Source organism: Mycobacterium sp., from assembly GCF_044370595.1.
GTDB lineage: Bacteria > Actinomycetota > Actinomycetes > Mycobacteriales > Mycobacteriaceae > Mycobacterium.
The window spans coordinates 1-18,973 of record NZ_JBILVF010000059.1; the positions used below are offsets into that span (position 1 = coordinate 1).

The window sequence follows — 18,973 nt, forward strand, 5'->3', positions numbered from 1 at the left end:
ATGTGGAGTCGATCCTGCCCAATGACGTTGACGACGGTCCGGTTCGGGTGTCCGCGCGGTATCTGCCGTCCCGCGAACTTGGTGGCGACTGCTTCGACTACCGGTGGGTCGACGACGACCATTTCATCGCATACGTCATCGATGTCTCCGGTCACGGTATCGAGGCATCCCTGGTGTCGATTTCGGTGCACAACTTGCTCCGGTCGAGCACGCTCCCAGAGTCGACTCTGCTCGAACCTGCCGCCGTCCTGTCCAAGCTCAACGACGTCTTCACGATGGAACGCCACAGCGACAATTACCTCACCATCTGGTACGGCGTGTACCAGCGATCAAGTCGAACGCTGAACTATGCAAGCGGCGGTCACCCGCCCGGTCTGCTCGTCGCTGCCGGCCACAAAGAGGCCAACCTGACACGACCGGCCACCCCACCGGCTACCCAACTGGCCACCGGAGGCTTTCCGGTCGGGATGTTTCCCGACGGCGAATTCAGTTCGGCCAGTTGCCCGGTGCCGCCAGGCAGCCAGTTGCTGCTCTATAGCGACGGTGCCTACGAGTTGCCCACCCCCGAAGGCAGCACCTGGTCCCTCGACGACCTGATGAACCTGTTCGCCCGGTCGACGGCTGCGAACTGGTCGATTGACACACTGACCGAACAGTTAAGGGCCCGAGCCGTTAACGGCTACCTTGACGATGACTGTTCACTGATCCGACTGACTTTCAGCTGATCCACGCGCCGATCCGAGAGCCGCGGCTACTTGGCCCGCTCGAGAACCTCCACGAGGCGCCAACGCTTGGTTGCCGACAGCGGCCGGGTTTCCATCAACGAGACACGGTCGCCGATGCCGGCGGTGCCCTGCTCGTCGTGGGCCTTGACCTTCTTGGTGGTCCGGATGATCTTGCCGTACTTGGGGTGCTTCACCCGGGACTCGAGCTCGACGACGATGGTCTTTTCCATCTTGTCGCTGACCACGTAGCCGATCGCGGTCTTGCGCCGGCCGCGCGGCTTCTCGGTGCGCGGGGTGTGCTTGGAGCCTGTCTCAGCCATTACGATTCCTCACCGCCGGGTCCGGCGGCCAGACCCAGCTCACGTTCGCGCAGCACCGTGTAGATGCGCGCAATTTCCTGGCGAACAACGCGGAGCCGACGGTTGTTGGCCAACTGCCCGGTCGCCATCTGGAAGCGCAAGTTGAACAGCTCTTCCTTGGATTGCCGAAGCCTGTCGGCCAGCTCCTCGTCGGTCAGCTCACGCAGCTCGCCGGGATCGACGCCCACTGCCATCAGAACTGCTCCTCTCGGGTCACGATGCGTGCCTTGATCGGCAGCTTGTGGATCGCTCGGGTCAGCGCGGCTCGGGCGATCTCCTCATTCGGGTAGCTCAGCTCGAACAGCACGCGACCGGGCTTGACGTTGGCCACCCACCATTCCGGTGAGCCCTTGCCCGAACCCATGCGGGTTTCGGCCGGCTTCTTGGTCAGCGGACGGTCCGGGAAGATGTTGATCCACACCTTGCCGCCACGTTTGATGTGCCGGTTGATGGCGATACGGGCGGACTCGATCTGCCGGTTGGTGATGTAGGCATGCTCCAGAGCCTGGATGCCGTAGTCACCGAAGGTCACGCTGGTGCCACCGCTGGCCAGACCACGCTGCTTGGGGTGGTGCTGCTTGCGGTGCTTAACCTTGCGGGGAATCAACATGTGTCGCTCACTCCTGGAGGTGGTCGGGGGTGAGATCGCTCTTGTCGGCGCGGCTTTGCTCGCCGTCAACAGCGTTGTTCTCGTAGGTGACCTGGGCGGTGGTTTCCTCGGCCGGGCGGCTGGCCGCTTCCACGATCGGACCGGCCTCTTCGGTGGCGGCGCGGCCGGCCTCAGTGCTGGTCGCCGTGGTGCCCGACGCGCCGCTGCGGCGCGGGCGGGTACCCGACGCCGGACGGTCGCGGCGCGGACGGTCGGCAGCCGGGGCGGAGACGGCCAACTCGCGCTTGCCGCCCACCACGTCGCCCTTGTAGATCCACACCTTCACGCCGATCCGGCCGAAGGTGGTCTTGGCCTCATACAGGCCGTAGTCGATGTCGGCACGCAGCGTGTGCAGCGGCACCCGGCCCTCGCGGTAGAACTCCGAGCGGCTCATCTCCGCGCCGCCGAGACGGCCGGAGCACTGCACGCGGATGCCCTTGACGTTGGGCTGGCGCATCGCCGACTGGATGGCCTTGCGCATCGCGCGGCGGAATGCCACCCGGTTGCTCAGCTGCTCAGCGACACCCTGGGCCACCAGTTGGGCCTGCGATTCGGGGTTCTTGACCTCGAGGATGTTCAGCTGGACCTGCTTGCCGGTCAGCTTCTCCAGGTCGGCCCGGATACGGTCGGCCTCGGTGCCGCGCCGACCGATGACGATGCCCGGACGTGCGGTGTGGATGTCGACTCGAACCCGGTCGCGGGTGCGCTCGATCTCCACATCGGCGATGCCGGCGCGCTCCAGGCCGCTGGCCAGCAGCCGGCGGATGGCGACGTCTTCCTTGACGTAGTCGGCGTACTGCTTGTCGGCGTACCACCGAGACTTCCAGTCGGTGGTGATACCGAGCCGGAAGCCGTGGGGATTGATCTTCTGGCCCACTACCGCGAGCCTCCCTTCTTGGGCTGCGCCGTTTTGGCCGCCTTGCTGCCTTCAGCGCGACGCGAGCGCGTCGACTGTCCGGCAGCGCGCTGATCCCGCGGCGGCCGGCTTTCCACAACCACGGTGATGTGGCTGGTGCGCTTACGAATCCGATAGGCGCGACCCTGCGCACGCGGCCGGATGCGCTTGGCGGTCGGACCCTCGTCGGCGTAGACGGTGGCCACCACCAGGGTGCGCGGATCCAGACCGTTGTTGTTCTGCGCGTTGGCCGCGGCACTGGCGATCACCTTGGCGACCGGCTCGCTGGCTTGCTGCGGGGCCCAGCGCAAGATGTCGAGGGCTTCTTCCACCGACTTGCCGCGTACCAGGTTGATCACCCGGCGGGCCTTGCTCGCCGAGATCCCCACATACTTGGCCACCGCGGAGGCGGAGGGGTACTCAGTCGTCGTCGCTGCGTTCATCGCCGCTTGCTCTTCCGGTCGTCCTTGATGTGGCCCTTGAACGTCCGCGTCGGTGCGAACTCGCCCAACTTGTGACCGACCATCGCCTCGGTGACGAACACCGGCACATGCTTGCGGCCGTCGTGGACGGCGAAGGTGTGGCCGATGAAGTCCGGGATGATGGTCGAACGACGCGACCAGGTCTTGATGACCTGCTTGGTGTTCTTCTCGTTCTGGACGTCGACCTTCTTGAGCAGATGGCCGTCGACGAACGGACCCTTCTTCAGGCTGCGTGGCATCTCTTAACTCCCTCTCCCGCGGCCTAGCGCTTCTTGCCGGTGCGCCGGCGTCGGACGATGAGCTTGTCGCTCGGCTTGTTGGGCTTGCGGGTGCGGCCCTCGGGCTTGCCCCACGGGCTGACCGGGTGTCGGCCGCCGGAGGTCTTACCCTCGCCACCGCCGTGCGGATGGTCGACCGGGTTCATCACGACGCCGCGGACGGTGGGGCGCTTGCCCTTCCACCGCATCCGGCCGGCCTTGCCCCAGTTGATGTTGGCCTGTTCGGCGTTGCCGACCTCGCCGACCGTAGCGCGGCAGCGCACGTCGACGCGGCGGATTTCACCCGACGGCATACGCAGCGAGGCGTACGCGCCCTCCTTACCCAGCAACTGGATGCTGGCGCCGGCCGAGCGGGCCAGTTTCGCCCCGCCGCCGGGCCGCAACTCAACGGCGTGGATCACAGTGCCGGCCGGGATGTTGCGCATCGGCAGGTTGTTGCCGGGCTTGATGTCGGCGTTGGGGCCGGACTCCACGATGTGGCCCTGCTTGAGACCCTGCGGGGCGATGATGTAGCGCTTCTCGCCGTCCAGGAAATGCAGCAGAGCGATATTCGCCGTGCGGTTCGGGTCGTACTCGATATGGGCGACCTTGGCGTTGACGCCGTCCTTGTCATTGCGACGGAAGTCGATGACCCGGTAGGCCCGCTTGTGGCCGCCGCCCTTGTGCCGGGTGGTGATCCGGCCGTGCGCGTTGCGGCCGCCGGTGTTGTGCAACGGGCGCAGCAGCGACTTCTCCGGGGTCGAGCGGGTGATCTCAGCGAAGTCGGAGACGCTGGCACCGCGGCGACCGGGCGTCGTCGGCTTGTACTTGCGAATTCCCATGATGTGTCCTTCAGGTGCTTTCTCACCGGCTAGGCCGGTGCTCCGAAGATGTCGATCGGCTTGCTGCCCGCGGCCAGGGTCACGATCGCGCGCTTGGTGTCCTTGCGCTTGCCGTAGCCGTAGCGGGTGCGCTTGCGCTTGCCCTGCCGGTTGGCGGTGTTCACCGAGGCCACCTTGACCGAGAAGATCTTCTCGATGGCGATCTTGATCTGCGTCTTGTTCGAGTCCGGGTGGACGAAGAACGTGTAGACGTTGTCCTCGATCAGGCCGTAGGACTTCTCGGAGATCACCGGCGCGACGATGATGTCGCGCGGGTCAGTCACGGTCGCCATCAGGCAGACACCTCCGTCTTCGTGTTGCTCTCGATCCAGGCGTTGAGCGCCTCCACACTGAACACCACGTCGTCGGCGTTGAGCACGTCGTAGGTGTTGAGCTGATCCGGCGCCAGGATGTGCACGCCGGGCAGGTTGCGCACACTCTTGGCGCCTGCCTCGTCGGCCCGGCCGATGACGACCAGAATCTTGCGGCGGTCGGTGAGCGCACCCAGGAACGCCTTGGCGCTCTTGGTCGACGGAGTCTGACCGCTCACCAATTCGGTGACGGCGTGGATCCGCTCGTTGCGGGCCCGATCGGACAGCGCCCCGCGCAGTGCGGCGGCGATCATCTTCTTCGGGGTCCGCTGGCTGTAATCGCGAGGCTGCGGGCCGTGCACGACGCCGCCGCCCTTGAACTGCGGCGCGCGGGTGGAACCCTGGCGGGCCCGGCCGGTGCCCTTCTGCCGGTATGGCTTCTTGCCACCGCCGGAGACCATGGCGCGGGTCTTGGTCGCGTGGGTGCCCTGGCGCTTGGCCGCAAGCTGCGCTGTCACGACCTGGTGCATCAGCGCGATGTTGGGCTCCACGTCGAACAGTTCGGCGGGCAGTTCGACGCTGCCACTGGTCGCTCCGCCGGGAGTGTGAACGCTAATCGTCGTGGACGCCATTACTTCTCACCTCGCTCGCCATGTTTGACCTCGCCACGTTTGACAGAAGTGCGAACCATCACCAGACCGCCGGTGCGGCCGGGGACCGCACCTTTGATCAACAGCACGCCCTTGTCGGCGTCGACCTTATGCACCAGCAGGTTTTGGGTGGTGACGCGGTCATTACCCATCCGGCCGGACATGCGGGTGCCCTTGAACACCCGCCCCGGAGTGGAGCAGCCGCCGATCGAACCTGGCCGGCGGTGCACTGCCTGGGCACCGTGGGCGGCACCCTGGCCGCGGAAGCCGTGCCGCTTCATGGTGCCGGCGAAACCCTTGCCCTTGGAGGTTCCGGTGACGTCGACGTAGCTGCCCTCGGCGAAAATGTCGGCACCGAGTTCCTGGCCGATTTCGTACTCCGCCGCGGCGGCCTCGTCATCGAGGCGCAGTTCTGCCAGGTGCCGGCGGGGGTTGACCCCCGCGGCGGCGAACTGGCCGGTAACCGGTTTATTGACCTTGCGCGGGCTGATCTCGCCGTAGGCCAACTGGACGGCGCTGTAGCCGTCCTTCTCTGGCGTGCGGATGCGGGTGACGACGTTCGGGCCCGCCTTGACGACAGTGACCGGAACGACGCGGTTGTTCTCGTCGAAGACCTGGGTCATGCCCAACTTCGTGCCGAGGATTCCGCGCCGCGGATTTTTTTGGGAAGCCATGGTGCTGGTGACTCCTCTACTGGATGTTCACGTCGACGCTGGCCGGCAGGTCGATGCGCATCAGCGCGTCAACCGTCTTGGGCGTCGGGTCGAGGATGTCGATGAGCCGCTTATGGGTGCGCATCTCGAAGTGCTCCCGCGAATCCTTGTACTTGTGCGGGGACCGGATGACGCAGTACACGTTCTTCTCAGTCGGCAGCGGCACAGGTCCGACCACGCTGGCGCCGGTACGGGTGACCGTCTCCACGATCTTGCGCGCCGAGGCGTCAATGGCCTCGTGGTCGTAGGCCTTGAGCCTGATGCGGATCTTCTGTCCCGCCACGCTTCTCCTACCTCACTCCTGATGGCAACGCCCGCGTTAACGGGCGCTGGCTGTCGCCGCCGCTGTTTACCTGTCCTGGTACACCGACCCCCGCTCACGGGTGTGTCACCCGCACGCAGCCTCGCTAGTCAGAAATCCCGCTTGCGAGGTGGGGACCGGATGCGCCGGTGTTGGCGCTGGTCGGATGTCCTGTGCGGCACGCTCCCAATGGTCGCGAACCCGGCTCAGGACAACCCGAACAGTATGCCTGAGACTGCTGCGCGAACCAAATCCCCCCGGGGCCTGCCGGTCTCGGTGAAGCCGACGGACGGTTCGACGGAAGGGTGACGGTCCGGGCACTGCTGTTAGCCTGACTATGAATCAGTCATTCCGGCAACGTCACGCATATCGCAGCGGCCGCGCTGGCCAACGCCCGCCACCGCGAGAGACATGCCGAAACCTTCACTCAGTCAACTGGACCGGACCGTGTCTGTGGACACGCCCCCGTCCGGACCCGAGGGAGTCACCCCGGGGCGGTGGACGAACGCTGGGCGGGCACCCGACCGCCGCCCTGGTCGGTCCTCGGCTCTGATCGTGTCGCCTGCCGTGGCGGTTCTGTACGCGATTCTCGGCGTCGTCACACTCGGCCTTGGTCAGATGATCGGCCTTGCCTCGCCGGTCTGGCCCGCCGCCGGCGTGGCCTTCGCGGCCGCGCTGCGGTGGCGGTGGCACGCCCTGCCGGGGGTCTTCCTCGGGTCGTTCGGCGTCAACGCGTTCTGGCTGGCCAGCCTGGGCGGGCCGCGGCCGCACATCTGGTTCGTCGCCGCCGCGATCGGCCTCGGCGCAGCCCTCGGGGCTGCCGCGGGCGCAACCCTCGTTCGCCGCTACGTCGGCCCGGTTCGGCGACTCGATACGCCGCGATCGGTGATACTCACGCTGAGCCTCGGCGGTCTGCTGGCCACCACCATCGCACCCACCGTCGGTGTCGCGGCCCAGCTCAGCGCGGGATTGCTCAGCACCGGCAAGGCCGGGTACGGCTGGCTTACCTGGTGGGTCGGCGACGCAATCGGCGTTATCGTCTTCGCGCCCCTGGTGCTCATGATGCTGCCCTCGCAGGCCGAATACTGGGCGGGGCGGCGCTGGAAGATCGCCGTCCCATCACTGCTGATCTTCGGAATCCTGATCGCAGCCATCATCCAGAACATCGCCCAGGAACGGGCCCGGATCGCCACCGCCGTGGAGCAGCTGGGTGACCATGCCGCCGCGGACCTTGCCGGCAACATCGCTCTTCACCAGGAAGTGCTCGAAGGTCTACGCGGCCTGGTGGATGCCTCCGAGACCGTCACCACGGAGGAGTTCACCACCTACACCAACAACATGCTTGCCCGCTTCCCGAATTTGCAGGCTCTGTCGTGGAACCCTCTGGTCACCGGGCCAGACCTGGCCGGATTCGAGGCAGGGCAGCGTGCTCAGCCGGGTCTGGAGGGCTTCCGCGTCACCCAGCGCGACGCCGACGGCAACCTGCAACCGGTCACACCTCGTCCCGAGTACGTCGTCGTGGCCTACATCGAGCCGATCGAGAACAATCGCACCGCTCTGGGCTTCGACATCTACTCCAATCCGGTACGGGCCGCCGCCATCGAGACCGCCCGCAACACCGGCCGGCCTACAGCCACCGCCCCCATCGAGCTCGTGCAGGAATCCGGCACGCAGAAGGGGATGCTCGCCCTGCTGCCGATCTATCGGGGCGGTTCGGATCCCGGAAGCGAACCGGCCCGGCGCGCCGCGCTGCGTGGCTTCGCGGTCGGCGTTTACCGGCTCGGCGACATGCTGACCGAGACTTTCCGCGGCACCGACTGGGACGGCGTCGCGGTGACGCTCACCGACGTCAGCGATCGGGCGGATCCGGTCGTGATCGCCGATCTCCCCGCGCGCAAGAGCGCGGCGCCGGATCAGGTCAGCGCCGCCCCGACGGCGACCACCTCACCGCTGGATGTCTACGGACGCACGTGGGAACTCACGGTGCGTCCCACCAGCGCGGATTTCGCCGACGGCGATAGCGGCATCGTGGCGATCTTGCTGTTGGCGGCCCTGGCGGTGACACTGCTGCTGGAGGCGTTCCTGCTCGTTCTGTCCGGCATGGAGTCGCTGGCACGTCGACTGATGACCGAACTGAGCAGCGCCGCCCGCTACGTCAGTTCGATCCTTCCCGGTGACCTCGACGGACCGGTGCCCGTCACCTCCCGCTACCTACCGTCCGAGGAACTCGGCGGCGACAGCTTCGACTACCGCTGGATCGACGACGACCACCTCATCGCCTACGTGGTCGATGTGTCCGGCCACGGCATCGGCCCCGCCGCTTTCTCGGTGTCAGTGCACAACCTGCTGCGGTCGGGAACCATCGACCACGACACTCTCCGAGATCCCGGCCGGGTGCTCACCGAACTCAACCGGCTCTTCCAGATGGACCGGCAAGCCGGCAACTACTTCACCATTTGGTACGGCGTGTATCAGCCCTCCACCCACACCCTGCGCTATGCCCGCGCCGGACACCCACCGGCGATCGTCCTGCGCTCAGACGGCTCGGACCCGGCGCTCCTGGATGCCGGATCGGTGCCCATCGGCGTACTGGCGGACGTCACCTACGAAACCCACGCCTATCCGCTGCACCCGGCCGCCGACGTCCTGATCTACAGCGACGGCGCTTTCGAACTGGTCCTCCCGGGCGGCGAGCGGTGGCTGCTCGAGGATTTCATCGACCTGTGCGCGCACACCGCGCGCCTACCACACTGGACCCTCGACAACCTCGTCGACCAACTGAGGAATCGTTCCGAGACCGGGGACTTCGACGACGACTGCACCCTGGTCCGCGTCGCCCTTGGCTGAAATCTCCCCGCCGACTCGGCGTCGTGCATACCGTGCCGGTATGTACCGAGTCATCCAGTGGGCTACCGGCGGCGTCGGCCGGGCCGCGATCCAAGCCGTCCTGCACCACCCCGAACTGGAACTGGTGGGGTGCTGGGTGCACAGCGCGGACAAAGACGGCCGTGACGCCGGTGAATTGGCCGGTGAGCATCCGATCGGCGTGCCGGCCACCCGCGATGCCGATGCGCTGCTGGCCACCGACGCCGACTGCGTCATGTACTCCCCGCTGCTGCCCGACGACGCCGTGGTCGCGGCCATTCTGCGCTCGGGCAAGAACGTGGTCACCCCGGTGGGCTGGGTGTACCCCGACCGGCAGAACCCGGCCGTGGCGGCAATCGAGGCCGCAGCGGTGGCGGGCCACGTCACCTTGCATGGTTCGGGAATCCACCCGGGCGGGATCACCGAACGCTTCCCGCTGATGGTGTCGGCACTGTCCCAGGCGATCACCCATGTCCGCGCCGAGGAGTACTCCGACCTGCGGACCTACAACGCCCCGTTTGTGGTGCGGGAGGTGATGGGCTTCGGGCTGACCCCGGAGCAGGCGATGGCCGGGCCGATGGCCACCCTGCTGGAGGCCGGCTTCAAGGCCTCGGTACGGATGGTGACCGACCAGCTTGGGTTCGCCGCCGAGCCGAAGATTCGTTCCACCCAGGAAGTCGCCGTCGCGGTGCACGGCAGCGACGAGCTGATTGTGCCGATGGAGCCCGGGACGGTCGCGGCCCGGCGGTTCCGGTGGGAGGCGATCGTCGAGGACCGGCCGGTGGTCACCGCGGCGGTCAACTGGCTGATGTGCGAGGTGGAGCTAGACCCGCCGTGGACGTTGGGCGAGCAGGGTGAGCGCTTCGAGGTGGAGATCACCGGTGATCCCGATGTGCTGGTGACGTTCAAGGGACTCCAGCCGGAGACAGTGGCAGAGGGCCTGCTCCGCAACCCCGGGGTGGTGGCCACCGCCAATCACTGCGTCAGCGCGATTCCCTACGTGTGCCAAGCCGCGCCGGGCATCAAGACCTACCTCGATCTGCCACTGATCTGTGGAAGGGGCGCACCGGATCTGGTTTAGCCGCGGGCGGCCCAGAATCCGCACCGGTGGCGCTCGGCGAAGTCGGCGCTCACCACGGGTCCGGAAGTTTGCAGCGAAAGCCGTTGCGGCCGTTGTGGATCCAAGCGCGGCCAGAAAGGCTGGCCCTCAACATCCGGGGCGCCGGTAGCGACGAACCGGCTCCAGTAGGCCACCATCTGATCGGCCAGCGCACGCTGCGGCCCGTCCAGTGCGGGGGCGCCGCCCATGTCGAACAGGTAGCGCAACTCCAAAGCATGCCCGGCGCCGACCGGGAAGGGCACCGCCTTGAACGGGTCCGGCAGCGGCGCGGTGCGGTCGGTGAACTCGTAGGCGTAGACCGGGGTGCGTGGCGCCAGACTGGCGGCCATCGCGTCGATCGGACAGCCGAATACTCCGTCGCCGACCGCCGCGGCGTAGGCCAGCGCGGCGCTGCCGCCGAAGCGTTCCGGCGGGTACTGCGCGGCCACCGCCGGCGCCTCGGCGCCAAAGGTGTCGGCCATCAGCGTGCGGTAGGGCGGCAAGCCTCCCCGCCGCAGATAGGTCATCGCCACGAACAGGGTGAACTCATCGGCCGTACTGCCGATCAGGACCGGCACCCTGGCCATCCGCCCGTCGCCGGCCACGGTCGGCGGGGCGACCGGCAGCCGCTGCGTCCCGGTGATCGGCCCGGTGAGGATGTTGGATCCGATCCGGACATAGGGCGGGCCGTCCTGCAGTCGGTCGGCGGGCAGGTCCCGAAGGCAACGGGCCGCCGACGCCGGTCGGGCGCAGCCGAGTCGGGCCGCGAAGTCGACGCTGATCCGTTCAGCCGCGGGCAACGTCGCCTGAGCCTGGCACGGGCCGCTCTGCATGATGGCCGCCCGGAACAGCCCGGTGGACTCCGGCGCGACGAGATGATCGCACACCGACATCGCCCCGGCCGATTCGCCGGCGATGGTGACCTTGCCGGGGTCGCCGCCGAAGGTGGCGATGTTGTCGCGCACCCAGCGCAACGCTTCCTGCTGGTCGGCCAGACCGTAGTTGCCCAGCGCCCCGTCGGAACCGGCCAGCGCCGGATGAGCCAGGAAGCCCAGCGCGCCGAGCCGGTAGTTGATCGCGACGACGACGATGTCACCGCGGGTCGCCAACCGGCGGGAGTTGTAGATATCGGAACTGCCGTTGAGGAAGCCACCGCCGTGAATCCACACCATCACCGGCCGACGGGATTTCGGGGTCGCCCCGGCCGGCGTCCAGACGGTCAGGTTCAGGCAGTCCTCACTGGTCGGTAGACCGAAGTCGGGGTCGACGCGGACGTCCTGGATGCACCGCAAGCCGGGCTTGGTGGCGTCGCGCACCGATGTCCACCGCGGCGGGGCCTGCGGAGGCTGCCAGCGCAACGGACCCGCAGGGGCGGCCCCATAGGGGATGCCCTGGAAAACCCGAAAGCCGTCACCGTGCGCACCGCGCACCGGGCCGTTGGCGGTGCGGACCACCGCGGAATCGGTGGTGGCCGCCGGCGACGCGGTACCGCAGCCGGCGAGGACGACCAGAGTCAGCAGCGCGGCGAGGCAGCGAATCAGCGGGCCCGCGAGACGGTGCGGCACGGCTTCTGAGCCTACGCGGATCGCCTTCGGGGCTTTCCCTTCTCACGATGATCGCCCACACTAGGAAGGCTGACACCCGTCAAGTTTCTCGAGGCACGCCAAGGAGAGCCACATGAGCACACGGATCATGGACGAGGCCGCACGGGTCCTGGCCAGTCCGCAGGCCTACACCGACGAGAAGGCGTTACACGAGGCGCTCACCCACTGCCGCAAGCATGCGCCGGTGTCGTGGGTGGACGTCGAGGGGTACCGGCCGTTCTGGGCGATCACCAAGCACGCCGACATCATGGAAATCGAACGGCAGAACGATCTGTTCACCAACTTTCCCCGGCCGTTGCTGGCCATCGCCGACGCCGACGACGCCCTGCTGCGCGATATCGAGGCCGGCACCGGCCTACGCACCCTGATCCACATGGACGACCCCCATCACCGCGACGTCCGCAAGGTCGGGGTGGACTGGTTCCGGCCGAAGGCGATGCGGGCGCTGAAAGCCCGCTGTGACGAGTTGGCGAAGGTCTACGTCGAGAAGATGGCCGAGCAGGGCGGTGAGTTCGACTTCGCCACGGAGATCGCGGTCAACTATCCGCTCTACATCATCCTGACCATGCTGGGCCTGCCGGACTCGGACTTCCCGCGGATGCTCAAGCTCACCCAGGAGATGTTCGGCGGCAACGATGAGGAGTTCCAACGCGGCGGCGGCGTCGAGGACATGCTGGCGGTGCTGCTGGACTTCTTCAACTACTTCATGGCGCTGACCCAGTCACGCCGGGAACACCCGACCGAGGATCTCGCCTCGGCCATCGCCAACGCGAAGATCAACGGCGAACCACTCTCGGACATGGACACGCTGTCCTACTACGTGATCGTCGCCAGCGCCGGACACGACACCACCAGCGCCGCCACCGCCGGCGGTCTGCTCGCCCTGCTGCAGAACCCGGACCAGTTGGCCCGCCTCCAGTCCGACATGTCGCTGATGCCGACCGCGGTGGAGGAGATGATCCGCTGGGTGGTGCCGGTCAAGGAGTTCATGCGCACCGCACAGGCCGACACCGAGGTGCGCGGCGTGCCGATCGCCAAGGACGAGGCGGTGTTGCTGTCCTACGTCTCGGCCAACCGCGACGAGGACGTGTTCTACGACCCGTTCCGGTTCGACGTCGGCCGCGACCCCAACAAGCACCTGTCATTTGGTCACGGTGTGCACTTCTGCCTGGGGGCTGCACTGGCGCGGATGGAGATCAACAGTTTCTTCACCGAACTGGTGCCGAGGATCAAATCCATCGAACTGGCCGGCGAGCCGGAGCATATGGCGACGACGTTCGTCGGTGGTCTCAAGCACCTGCCGGTCCGCTGCGAAATCCGCTAGCCCCTCCGGCCAGCGTGCGTGTCGGCACGCCGACACGCCGCCGTGGGCGGCATTGGGCGCACGCTCGCAGCTAGATGAAGAACTCCGCGGCCCGATGGGCGAGCATGGCGATGGTGGCGTGCGGCCCGCGGCTGGGGATTCGCGGCAGTACTGAGCCATCGACGACCCACAGGCCGTCTATCCCGCGCACTCGGCAGTGCGGATCGGTGACGGCACGCGGGTCGGTGTCGACGCCCATCGGCGCGGTGCCGCACAGATGCTGCGACGTCGACCAGGACGGCGCCCCGAGCTCGGTAGCCCCGACCAGCATCCCGGCCACCAGGTCGCATCCCCGCCGCAGGTCCGCGACGTCGTCGGGTTCGCCGTCATAGCGGTGCTCGATTCGTGGTGCCACCGTCGGGTCGGCTGCCGCCAGCGCCATCCGTCCCCGCGACCGCGGCCGCATCAGCGCCACCCCGACCGCGGTCCTCGGCACTCCGAATCCCGTTGTGTACGGACGGATCTCAAGGTCGTCGGTAACTAGGACCGCCTCCAAGACGGGATGACCGTCCATCGCCGCCCAGTCGGTGGGCACCAGCCACTCCGGATGGTCCTGAAAGCTCTGACCGACGGGAAGATCGGCGGCCACCTCGATGCCCTGCGCCAGCAGATCGGCGGCCGACCCGATGCCGGAGAGCATCAGAAGCTGGGCCGAGGCCACCGCCCCGGCCGAGAGCACCACCCGGCGGGCCGGAATCCGAAACGGCCCGGCTGCTCCGAGTGCCTCGACACCGGTGACGCGATCCCCGGCGATCACCAGCCGCACTACCCGGATTCCACTCCGCAGGGTGAGGTTCGGCCGCGACAGGGCGGGTTCGAGAAACGCCGCGCCGGGCCCGACGCGCACCCCGTCAGCGATGTTCAGGGGGACCTCGGCGATGCCGGACCCGGCGGCCAGGCCCGGCAGCCGGGGAAACCCTGCTGCTTCGGCGGCGGCGATGAAAGCCGCTGTGCTCGAGGCGAAGTCGTGCTGCACACGGGTGGGGATCCGGCGCTCGACCGCCCGGTAGTGCGATTCGACGTCTGCCCAGGACCAGCCCGGAAGGCAGAGCTGGTCGAAGTCCTCCGGCAGGGCGCGGCAGAAGTAGCCGCCGTTGACCGCGCCGGAGCCACCCACGCACCAGCCCCGCACGATCTGGGCGGACTGCGTGCGCGTCAGCGCGGTGCGGTAACGCTGGACGACCGGGCTGTCGGGGCCGATGGGCAGCACCGCCGCGTCGTCGGTGATCGCCCTGATGGCCGGGTTCTCGCGGCTGGGTCCGGCTTCAAGCACCGCGACCTGACAGGCAGGGTCGGCGGAGAGGCGCTCGGCCAAAACGGATCCGGCGCTGCCGGCTCCGACGATCAGAACGTCGATCACTTGATGTCGGGTCGTAGCGGTCGCAGTGTCCGTTCCCGAACCACGCCGGCCCACAGCCCGGCCCCGTAGGCGAGGTCGTCGAGGCGTTTGAGGGCCAGGTAGCCCAGCGCGCTGATCGGCGCGGAACTGCGCTGCGCGGACTTCCCCCGTGAGACCCAACCGTGCACCGCGTCGACCACCGCCGCCGTTGCCACTGCGCGGCGGCAGCGCCGGGACAGCACCGCCGCGGCCAGTGCCGCCGGCCAGTAATGCCGGCATGTCCCGGCGCAGAGTTGCAACGCCCCGGCTCCCAGACCGCGCGCGACCAGACCGGCAGCGTCGGTAGTGCTGACATCGGTGGTGCGCAGGGCCGCGGTCACCTTGCGGGCGTGCAGTCCGGCGAACAGTAGGCCCGCCAGCGAACCGGCCGCTGAGCCGGTGGCCACTGACAACCACGCCAGCAGACTGAACAGCGGAATGACCAGGGGCGCAACCTTGTCGGGGTGGCGCAGCGACAGTGGGGCGGCCGATCCGCCGTAGAACGCCCGGCGGGACAGCCACTGACGCATCTGGGTCCGGTGGTCGTGGGCGACCTGCGCCACCGGTTCGTAGCGAATCCGCAGGCCGCTTTCCAGCAGCCGCCAGCACAGGTCGACGTCCTCCCCGGACTGCAGTGCCTCGTCGAAACCGCCGAGGGCGACCACGTCCGATCGCCGGCACACGATCGCCGCGCTCGGCACGTAGGGAACCGGCCCGTAGGGCCGCACGGGCGCCTCCCACTCGCCGAGGTCGAGCGCGGAACGGGCCGCCTCGTAACGGGCGACGGCGCTGCCGCCGTCGTGCAGCGCGACGATCCGGGGTGCCGCCATCGCCACGGTGGGATCGCAGAAGTGCCCGAGTAAGGCTTCCAGCCAGCCGCGCCGGGGCAGCACATCCGCGTCGAGGAAGGCCACGTAGTCGGTCCGGCACCGCGACAGCCCGGTGTTGCGGGCGGCCGCCGGGCCTCGGCTGTGGTCGTGCCGGATGATCTCGATGTCGCTGGCGGCGCCGTCGAGTTGGCCGGGGTTCACCGGTGTCAGCGAGCCGTCGTCGACGATAACCACCGTCAGGCCGCGCAACTGCCCCACCAGCCGGCGCAGCCCGTCGGCGTTGTCGCGCACCGGGATCACCACCGTGACGTCCCGGTGGGACGGTCCGCCGGCCGGGCGGGGGTGGGCCACCGTGGCATCGAGCAAGGCCCGGGCCAACTCCGCACTGGCGGCGTCGTGCACCACGAGTCGGCCGCTGCCGAGCATGGCCTGGGCGGCCGGGGCCAGCCGCAGCAGCCGGGTCGGCGACCCGCCGAGCAGCGCCGATCCGGCGGCCACAGTCTTCACCCGGCGATCGACGTGGACGGCGAAGCCGTCCGGCAACCGGGTCATGTGAGCATCCCGTCCGGGCCCGGCGTCCACTGCCGTAGCAGGCGTAGGCACCCAGCGACCATGTCGGCGAAGATCCGCGCGCCGTCTGCCGCGGCGGCGGTGGTGGGATCACCCAGCACACCCGATGCGCTGACCGCGGCGACCCCGCCCCGACGCAGCCGGGGCATCAGATCCGCCAGCGGCTCGGTGTTCCCGGCAGCCAGCCGGTCGGTGCGCACGGTCTGCGGCCAAAGATGGAGCAGCAGTGAGGTTTCGGTGTGCCCGGCGTGAGCGTCCACAGCGCCCCGGCAGGCGCTGATCCATGCCACGTCGCGACCCTCGCCGCGCAGTACCGCCGTCGCCGACCGCAGCGCCTCGACGTTGCCGCCGTGGCCGTTGACGAACACCACCCGCGCGGCCCACTGGCACGCCGACCGGCCGTACTCCACCAACACCGCGGTGAGTGCTTCGGTGCCGATCGACACCGTGCCGGGGAAACCCTGATGTTCACCGGAGGCGCCGTAGGCGATCGCCGGAGCCAGCAGGCAACCGAGGTGGTCGGCGAGAGTGCGGGCCAGGGCGGTGGCGATCCGGGTGTCGGTGTCCAGGGGCAGATGCGGGCCGTGTTGTTCGACTGATCCGACCGGCACGACCAGCGTCGGCACCGTTGCCGTCAACTCGCCCGACGTGCACTGCCCCAGCCCCGGTTCAGTCACCCCCCGTCCAGTCACCCCCCGTCCAGTCACCCCTTATCGGCACCGAGGGTCCGGGTGAACCCGGACGGAATCAGAACATCGTCGCGGGTGAGGTCGTGGACCGAGGACTTCCCCAATCCGCGGAGCGCGGAGTCGATCCCACCGCTGAGGATGTCCAGGACGTTCTCCACGCCGGCCTGCCCGGCAGCGGCCAGGCCCCACAGGTACGCGCGGCCGATCATCACCGCACGCGCCCCGAGTGCCAACGCCTTCACCACATCGCTGCCGCGCCGAACGCCACCGTCGAGGAGCACTTCGACCTGCTCGCCGACAGCATCGGCGATCGCGGGTAGGGCGCGGATGGAGGCCGGGGTGCCGTCCAGGTTGTTGCCGCCGTGATTGGACACCGAAATCGCCGAAACACCGCAATCCACAGCGCGTTTGGCGTCGTCCACCCGCATCACGCCTTTGAGCATGAAGGGCCCGCCCCACAACTCCCGGATCCAGGCGATGTCCTCCCAGGTCGGTGGCGGGGTGCCCATCCACTCGCCATAGGCGGCGAAGAACGGCGGGCCGCTCTCGCCGCGGCCGGCCTGGTTGGGCACCGTGAGCGACGGGGGCTTGAGCGTCTTGGCCCACTCCAGGAACCACCGCGGCCGGATGAGCCCCTGCGGGGACATCTTGATCGCGGTGAGGTAGTCCATCTTTTCCGGGATCTTCGGGCTGCCCCAGTCCCGGCCGTGCGAGAAACTCCAGTCGGTGGTGACGATCAGGCCGACCGCACCGGCGGCGCGAGCCCGTTCGACGCGGCGGGTGATGGCGTCGCGGTCACCGAGCCAGTAGATCTGAAAGAACGTTTTCGGGTTGGCGGCGACGACCTCTTCAATGGGCTTGCTGCCGAACGATGACAACCCCATGGCGGTACCGCGGGCGGCGGCCGCGCGGGCGACGGCCACCTCGCCGTCGGGGTTGACCGCTTGCACACCGGTGGGCGAGATCACCACCGGGAACGGGATGTCCTGGCCCATCACGGTTGTCGACAGGTCACGCTTCTCGGTGGCACCGATCACATGCGGTGCGAAACCCAACTCACCGAACGCCTCGACGTTGTCGGAGTAGGTCGCGCCCTTCTCGCTGCCGGCCAGCAGCGCCGCGTACACCCCTTTGGGCAGGCGCTTCTTGGCACGCTCCTGCGCGACGGCAACGGTTTCGAACCAGACGTCTCGGGCCATCAGATCGGACTTTCGTTGCAGGGCTTAGACGGTGCCTGAGACGGTGCCTTGGCGGGGGGACGCGCCAGGGTCAACATCACAGTGCGGGAATGGTCTACCCGCGGCCGCGGGGTCTCCCGCTGCGCGGCCAGAGCAGGCGCACCGTATCCCTGCACGCACTCGGGGTCCGGGCCGTCGAGCGGCAGACCGGTGAAGAACTTCGCCGCCATGCAGCCGCCGCGGCAGCTGTCGTAGTGGCCGCAACTGCCGCACGCCCCAGCCGACTGCGGTTCGCGCAGTTCGGTGAACAGTGCCGAGTGTTTCCAGACGTCGGCGAAGCGGGTGCCGGATCCGTTCTCGGCGACCACGTTTCCGGCCAGGAAGCGGTCGTGGATGGCGAACGGGCAGGCATAGACGTCACCGACCGGGTCGATCAGGCACACCACCCGGCCGGCGCCGCACATATTCAGCCCGGCCAGCGCGCCGGGCTCACCGAGGCCGGAGAGGTGGAAGAAGGAGTCACCGGTCAGCACCCCTTCGCCGTGTGCAACCAGCCAGTCATAGAGCGTCACCTGCTGCGCGGCGGTGGGGTGCAGGTCGTCCCAGACGTCGGCGCCCCGCCCGGACGGTCGCAGCCGGGTGATCCGCAGGGTGGCGTCGTAGCGGTCGGCCAGCGCCTTGAAATCGTCGAGTTGGTCGACGTTGTGGCGGGTGACCACCACCGAGATCTTGGGGTTGGGATAGCCTGCCGCGGCGAGGTTTTCCAGGGCGCGCACCGCCATCGCGAAGGATCCGTCCCCCCGCACCGCGTCGTTGACGTCTGCGGTGGCGCCGTCTATGGAGATCTGCACGTCGACGTAGTCACTGGCGGCCAGCCGAGCGGCCACCGCCGGGGTGATGCGCACCCCGTTGGTGGAGAACTTCACCCCGACGTGGTGGGCGGTGGCGTAGTCCACCAACTCCCAGAAGTCCGGCCGCACAGTGGGTTCGCCGCCGCCGATGTTGACGTAGAACACCTGCATGCGCTCAAGTTCGTCGATGATCGACTTGCACTGCGCGGTGGAGAGTTCCCGCGGATCGCGCCGCCCCGACGACGACAGGCAGTGCACGCAGGCCAGGTTGCAGGCGTAGGTGAGTTCCCAGGTCAGGCAGATCGGGGCGTCGAGGCCCCGCT

The 18,973-nt window shown here is 68.2% G+C and carries 21 protein-coding genes; 4 read left to right on the forward strand and 17 right to left on the reverse strand.

Annotation, left to right across the window (positions count from 1 at the left end):
• Window positions 1–725: PP2C family protein-serine/threonine phosphatase (locus tag ADBZ5N_RS09860; RefSeq protein WP_526257311.1), on the forward strand; the 725-nt coding region annotated here is incomplete at its 5' end.
• Between the two features lie 26 nt (window positions 726–751).
• Here the strand turns inward: ADBZ5N_RS09860 and rpsQ are convergent.
• The 11 genes from rpsQ to rpsJ are packed head-to-tail and all read right to left on the reverse strand — an operon-like array spanning window position 752 to window position 6,205.
• Window positions 752–1,045, reverse strand: a complete 294-nt coding sequence (gene rpsQ, locus ADBZ5N_RS09865) for a 30S ribosomal protein S17 (RefSeq protein WP_526257312.1) — start codon at window positions 1,043–1,045, stop codon at window positions 752–754.
• Entirely contained in the window at window positions 1,045–1,278 is a 234-nt protein-coding gene (gene rpmC, locus ADBZ5N_RS09870; protein ID WP_526257313.1) for a 50S ribosomal protein L29, read from the reverse strand. Before rpmC ends, rpsQ begins: the two co-directional genes overlap by 1 nt.
• Window positions 1,278–1,694, reverse strand: a complete 417-nt coding sequence (gene rplP / locus ADBZ5N_RS09875) for a 50S ribosomal protein L16 (RefSeq protein WP_526257314.1) — start codon at window positions 1,692–1,694, stop codon at window positions 1,278–1,280. The genes rpmC and rplP overlap by 1 nt, the downstream gene beginning before the upstream one ends.
• A 7-nt stretch (window positions 1,695–1,701) precedes the next feature.
• A complete protein-coding gene (rpsC, locus tag ADBZ5N_RS09880) occupies window positions 1,702–2,610 on the reverse strand; it encodes a 30S ribosomal protein S3 (protein WP_526257315.1) in 909 nt (302 codons plus the stop codon).
• The gene (gene rplV, locus ADBZ5N_RS09885; RefSeq protein WP_526257316.1) at window positions 2,610–3,071 is read right to left on the reverse strand and encodes a 50S ribosomal protein L22; all 462 of its coding nucleotides are present in this window, start codon (window positions 3,069–3,071) and stop codon (window positions 2,610–2,612) included. The genes rpsC and rplV overlap by 1 nt, the downstream gene beginning before the upstream one ends.
• Window positions 3,068–3,349 (reverse strand): 30S ribosomal protein S19, encoded by a 282-nt coding sequence (gene rpsS, locus ADBZ5N_RS09890; RefSeq protein WP_047329106.1) that lies wholly within the window; start codon window positions 3,347–3,349, stop codon window positions 3,068–3,070. Before rpsS ends, rplV begins: the two co-directional genes overlap by 4 nt.
• 23 nt (window positions 3,350–3,372) lie before the next feature.
• Window positions 3,373–4,209, reverse strand: coding sequence for a 50S ribosomal protein L2 (gene rplB / locus ADBZ5N_RS09895; RefSeq protein ID WP_526257317.1), 837 nt, complete (start codon window positions 4,207–4,209; stop codon window positions 3,373–3,375).
• A 29-nt stretch (window positions 4,210–4,238) separates the two neighbouring features.
• Window positions 4,239–4,541 (reverse strand): 50S ribosomal protein L23, encoded by a 303-nt coding sequence (gene rplW / locus ADBZ5N_RS09900; protein WP_526257318.1) that lies wholly within the window; start codon window positions 4,539–4,541, stop codon window positions 4,239–4,241.
• On the reverse strand, window positions 4,541–5,191 hold the full coding sequence (gene rplD, locus ADBZ5N_RS09905) for a 50S ribosomal protein L4 (RefSeq protein WP_526257319.1): 651 nt from the start codon (window positions 5,189–5,191) through the stop codon (window positions 4,541–4,543). The genes rplW and rplD overlap by 1 nt, the downstream gene beginning before the upstream one ends.
• Complete coding sequence (gene rplC, locus ADBZ5N_RS09910; protein ID WP_526257320.1) at window positions 5,191–5,883, reverse strand: 50S ribosomal protein L3; 693 nt, start codon at window positions 5,881–5,883, stop codon at window positions 5,191–5,193. Before rplC ends, rplD begins: the two co-directional genes overlap by 1 nt.
• A gap of 16 nt (window positions 5,884–5,899) precedes the next feature.
• Window positions 5,900–6,205 (reverse strand): 30S ribosomal protein S10, encoded by a 306-nt coding sequence (gene rpsJ / locus ADBZ5N_RS09915; RefSeq protein WP_003883485.1) that lies wholly within the window; start codon window positions 6,203–6,205, stop codon window positions 5,900–5,902.
• Window positions 6,206–6,778: 573 nt separating this feature from the next.
• Between rpsJ and ADBZ5N_RS09920 the strand changes: the two genes are divergently transcribed.
• Both ADBZ5N_RS09920 and ADBZ5N_RS09925 read left to right on the forward strand, forming a co-directional pair.
• On the forward strand, window positions 6,779–9,070 hold the full coding sequence (locus ADBZ5N_RS09920; RefSeq protein WP_526257321.1) for a CHASE domain-containing protein: 2,292 nt from the start codon (window positions 6,779–6,781) through the stop codon (window positions 9,068–9,070).
• Window positions 9,071–9,110: 40 nt separating this feature from the next.
• Window positions 9,111–10,169: an NAD(P)H-dependent amine dehydrogenase family protein gene (locus ADBZ5N_RS09925; RefSeq protein ID WP_526257322.1), complete on the forward strand. Its 1,059-nt coding sequence runs from the start codon at window positions 9,111–9,113 to the stop codon at window positions 10,167–10,169.
• Here ADBZ5N_RS09925 and ADBZ5N_RS09930 read toward each other — a convergent pair.
• Complete coding sequence (locus ADBZ5N_RS09930) at window positions 10,166–11,752, reverse strand: carboxylesterase/lipase family protein (RefSeq protein WP_526257323.1); 1,587 nt, start codon at window positions 11,750–11,752, stop codon at window positions 10,166–10,168. The genes ADBZ5N_RS09925 and ADBZ5N_RS09930 overlap by 4 nt on opposite strands.
• Before the next feature lie 112 nt (window positions 11,753–11,864).
• Between ADBZ5N_RS09930 and ADBZ5N_RS09935 the strand changes: the two genes are divergently transcribed.
• Window positions 11,865–13,115 carry a cytochrome P450 gene (locus tag ADBZ5N_RS09935; RefSeq protein ID WP_526257324.1) on the forward strand — a complete coding sequence of 417 codons (1,251 nt, stop codon included), beginning with the start codon at window positions 11,865–11,867 and terminating at the stop codon, window positions 13,113–13,115.
• Between the two features lie 70 nt (window positions 13,116–13,185).
• Here ADBZ5N_RS09935 and mftG read toward each other — a convergent pair whose 3' ends face one another.
• The 5 genes from mftG to mftC all read right to left on the reverse strand — a co-directional run.
• Window positions 13,186–14,514, reverse strand: a complete 1,329-nt coding sequence (mftG, locus tag ADBZ5N_RS09940) for a mycofactocin dehydrogenase MftG (protein WP_526257325.1) — start codon at window positions 14,512–14,514, stop codon at window positions 13,186–13,188.
• Window positions 14,511–15,914 carry a mycofactocin biosynthesis glycosyltransferase MftF gene (gene mftF / locus ADBZ5N_RS09945; RefSeq protein WP_526257326.1) on the reverse strand — a complete coding sequence of 468 codons (1,404 nt, stop codon included), beginning with the start codon at window positions 15,912–15,914 and terminating at the stop codon, window positions 14,511–14,513. The genes mftG and mftF overlap by 4 nt, the downstream gene beginning before the upstream one ends.
• A complete protein-coding gene (gene mftE, locus ADBZ5N_RS09950; protein ID WP_526257327.1) occupies window positions 15,911–16,609 on the reverse strand; it encodes a mycofactocin biosynthesis peptidyl-dipeptidase MftE in 699 nt (232 codons plus the stop codon). Before mftE ends, mftF begins: the two co-directional genes overlap by 4 nt.
• 26 nt (window positions 16,610–16,635) lie before the next feature.
• Window positions 16,636–17,820 (reverse strand): pre-mycofactocin synthase MftD, encoded by a 1,185-nt coding sequence (mftD, locus tag ADBZ5N_RS09955; RefSeq protein ID WP_526257328.1) that lies wholly within the window; start codon window positions 17,818–17,820, stop codon window positions 16,636–16,638.
• The coding region (gene mftC / locus ADBZ5N_RS09960; RefSeq protein WP_526257329.1) for a mycofactocin radical SAM maturase at window positions 17,820–18,973 on the reverse strand (1,154 nt) is incomplete at its 5' end. The genes mftC and mftD, both read right to left, overlap by 1 nt.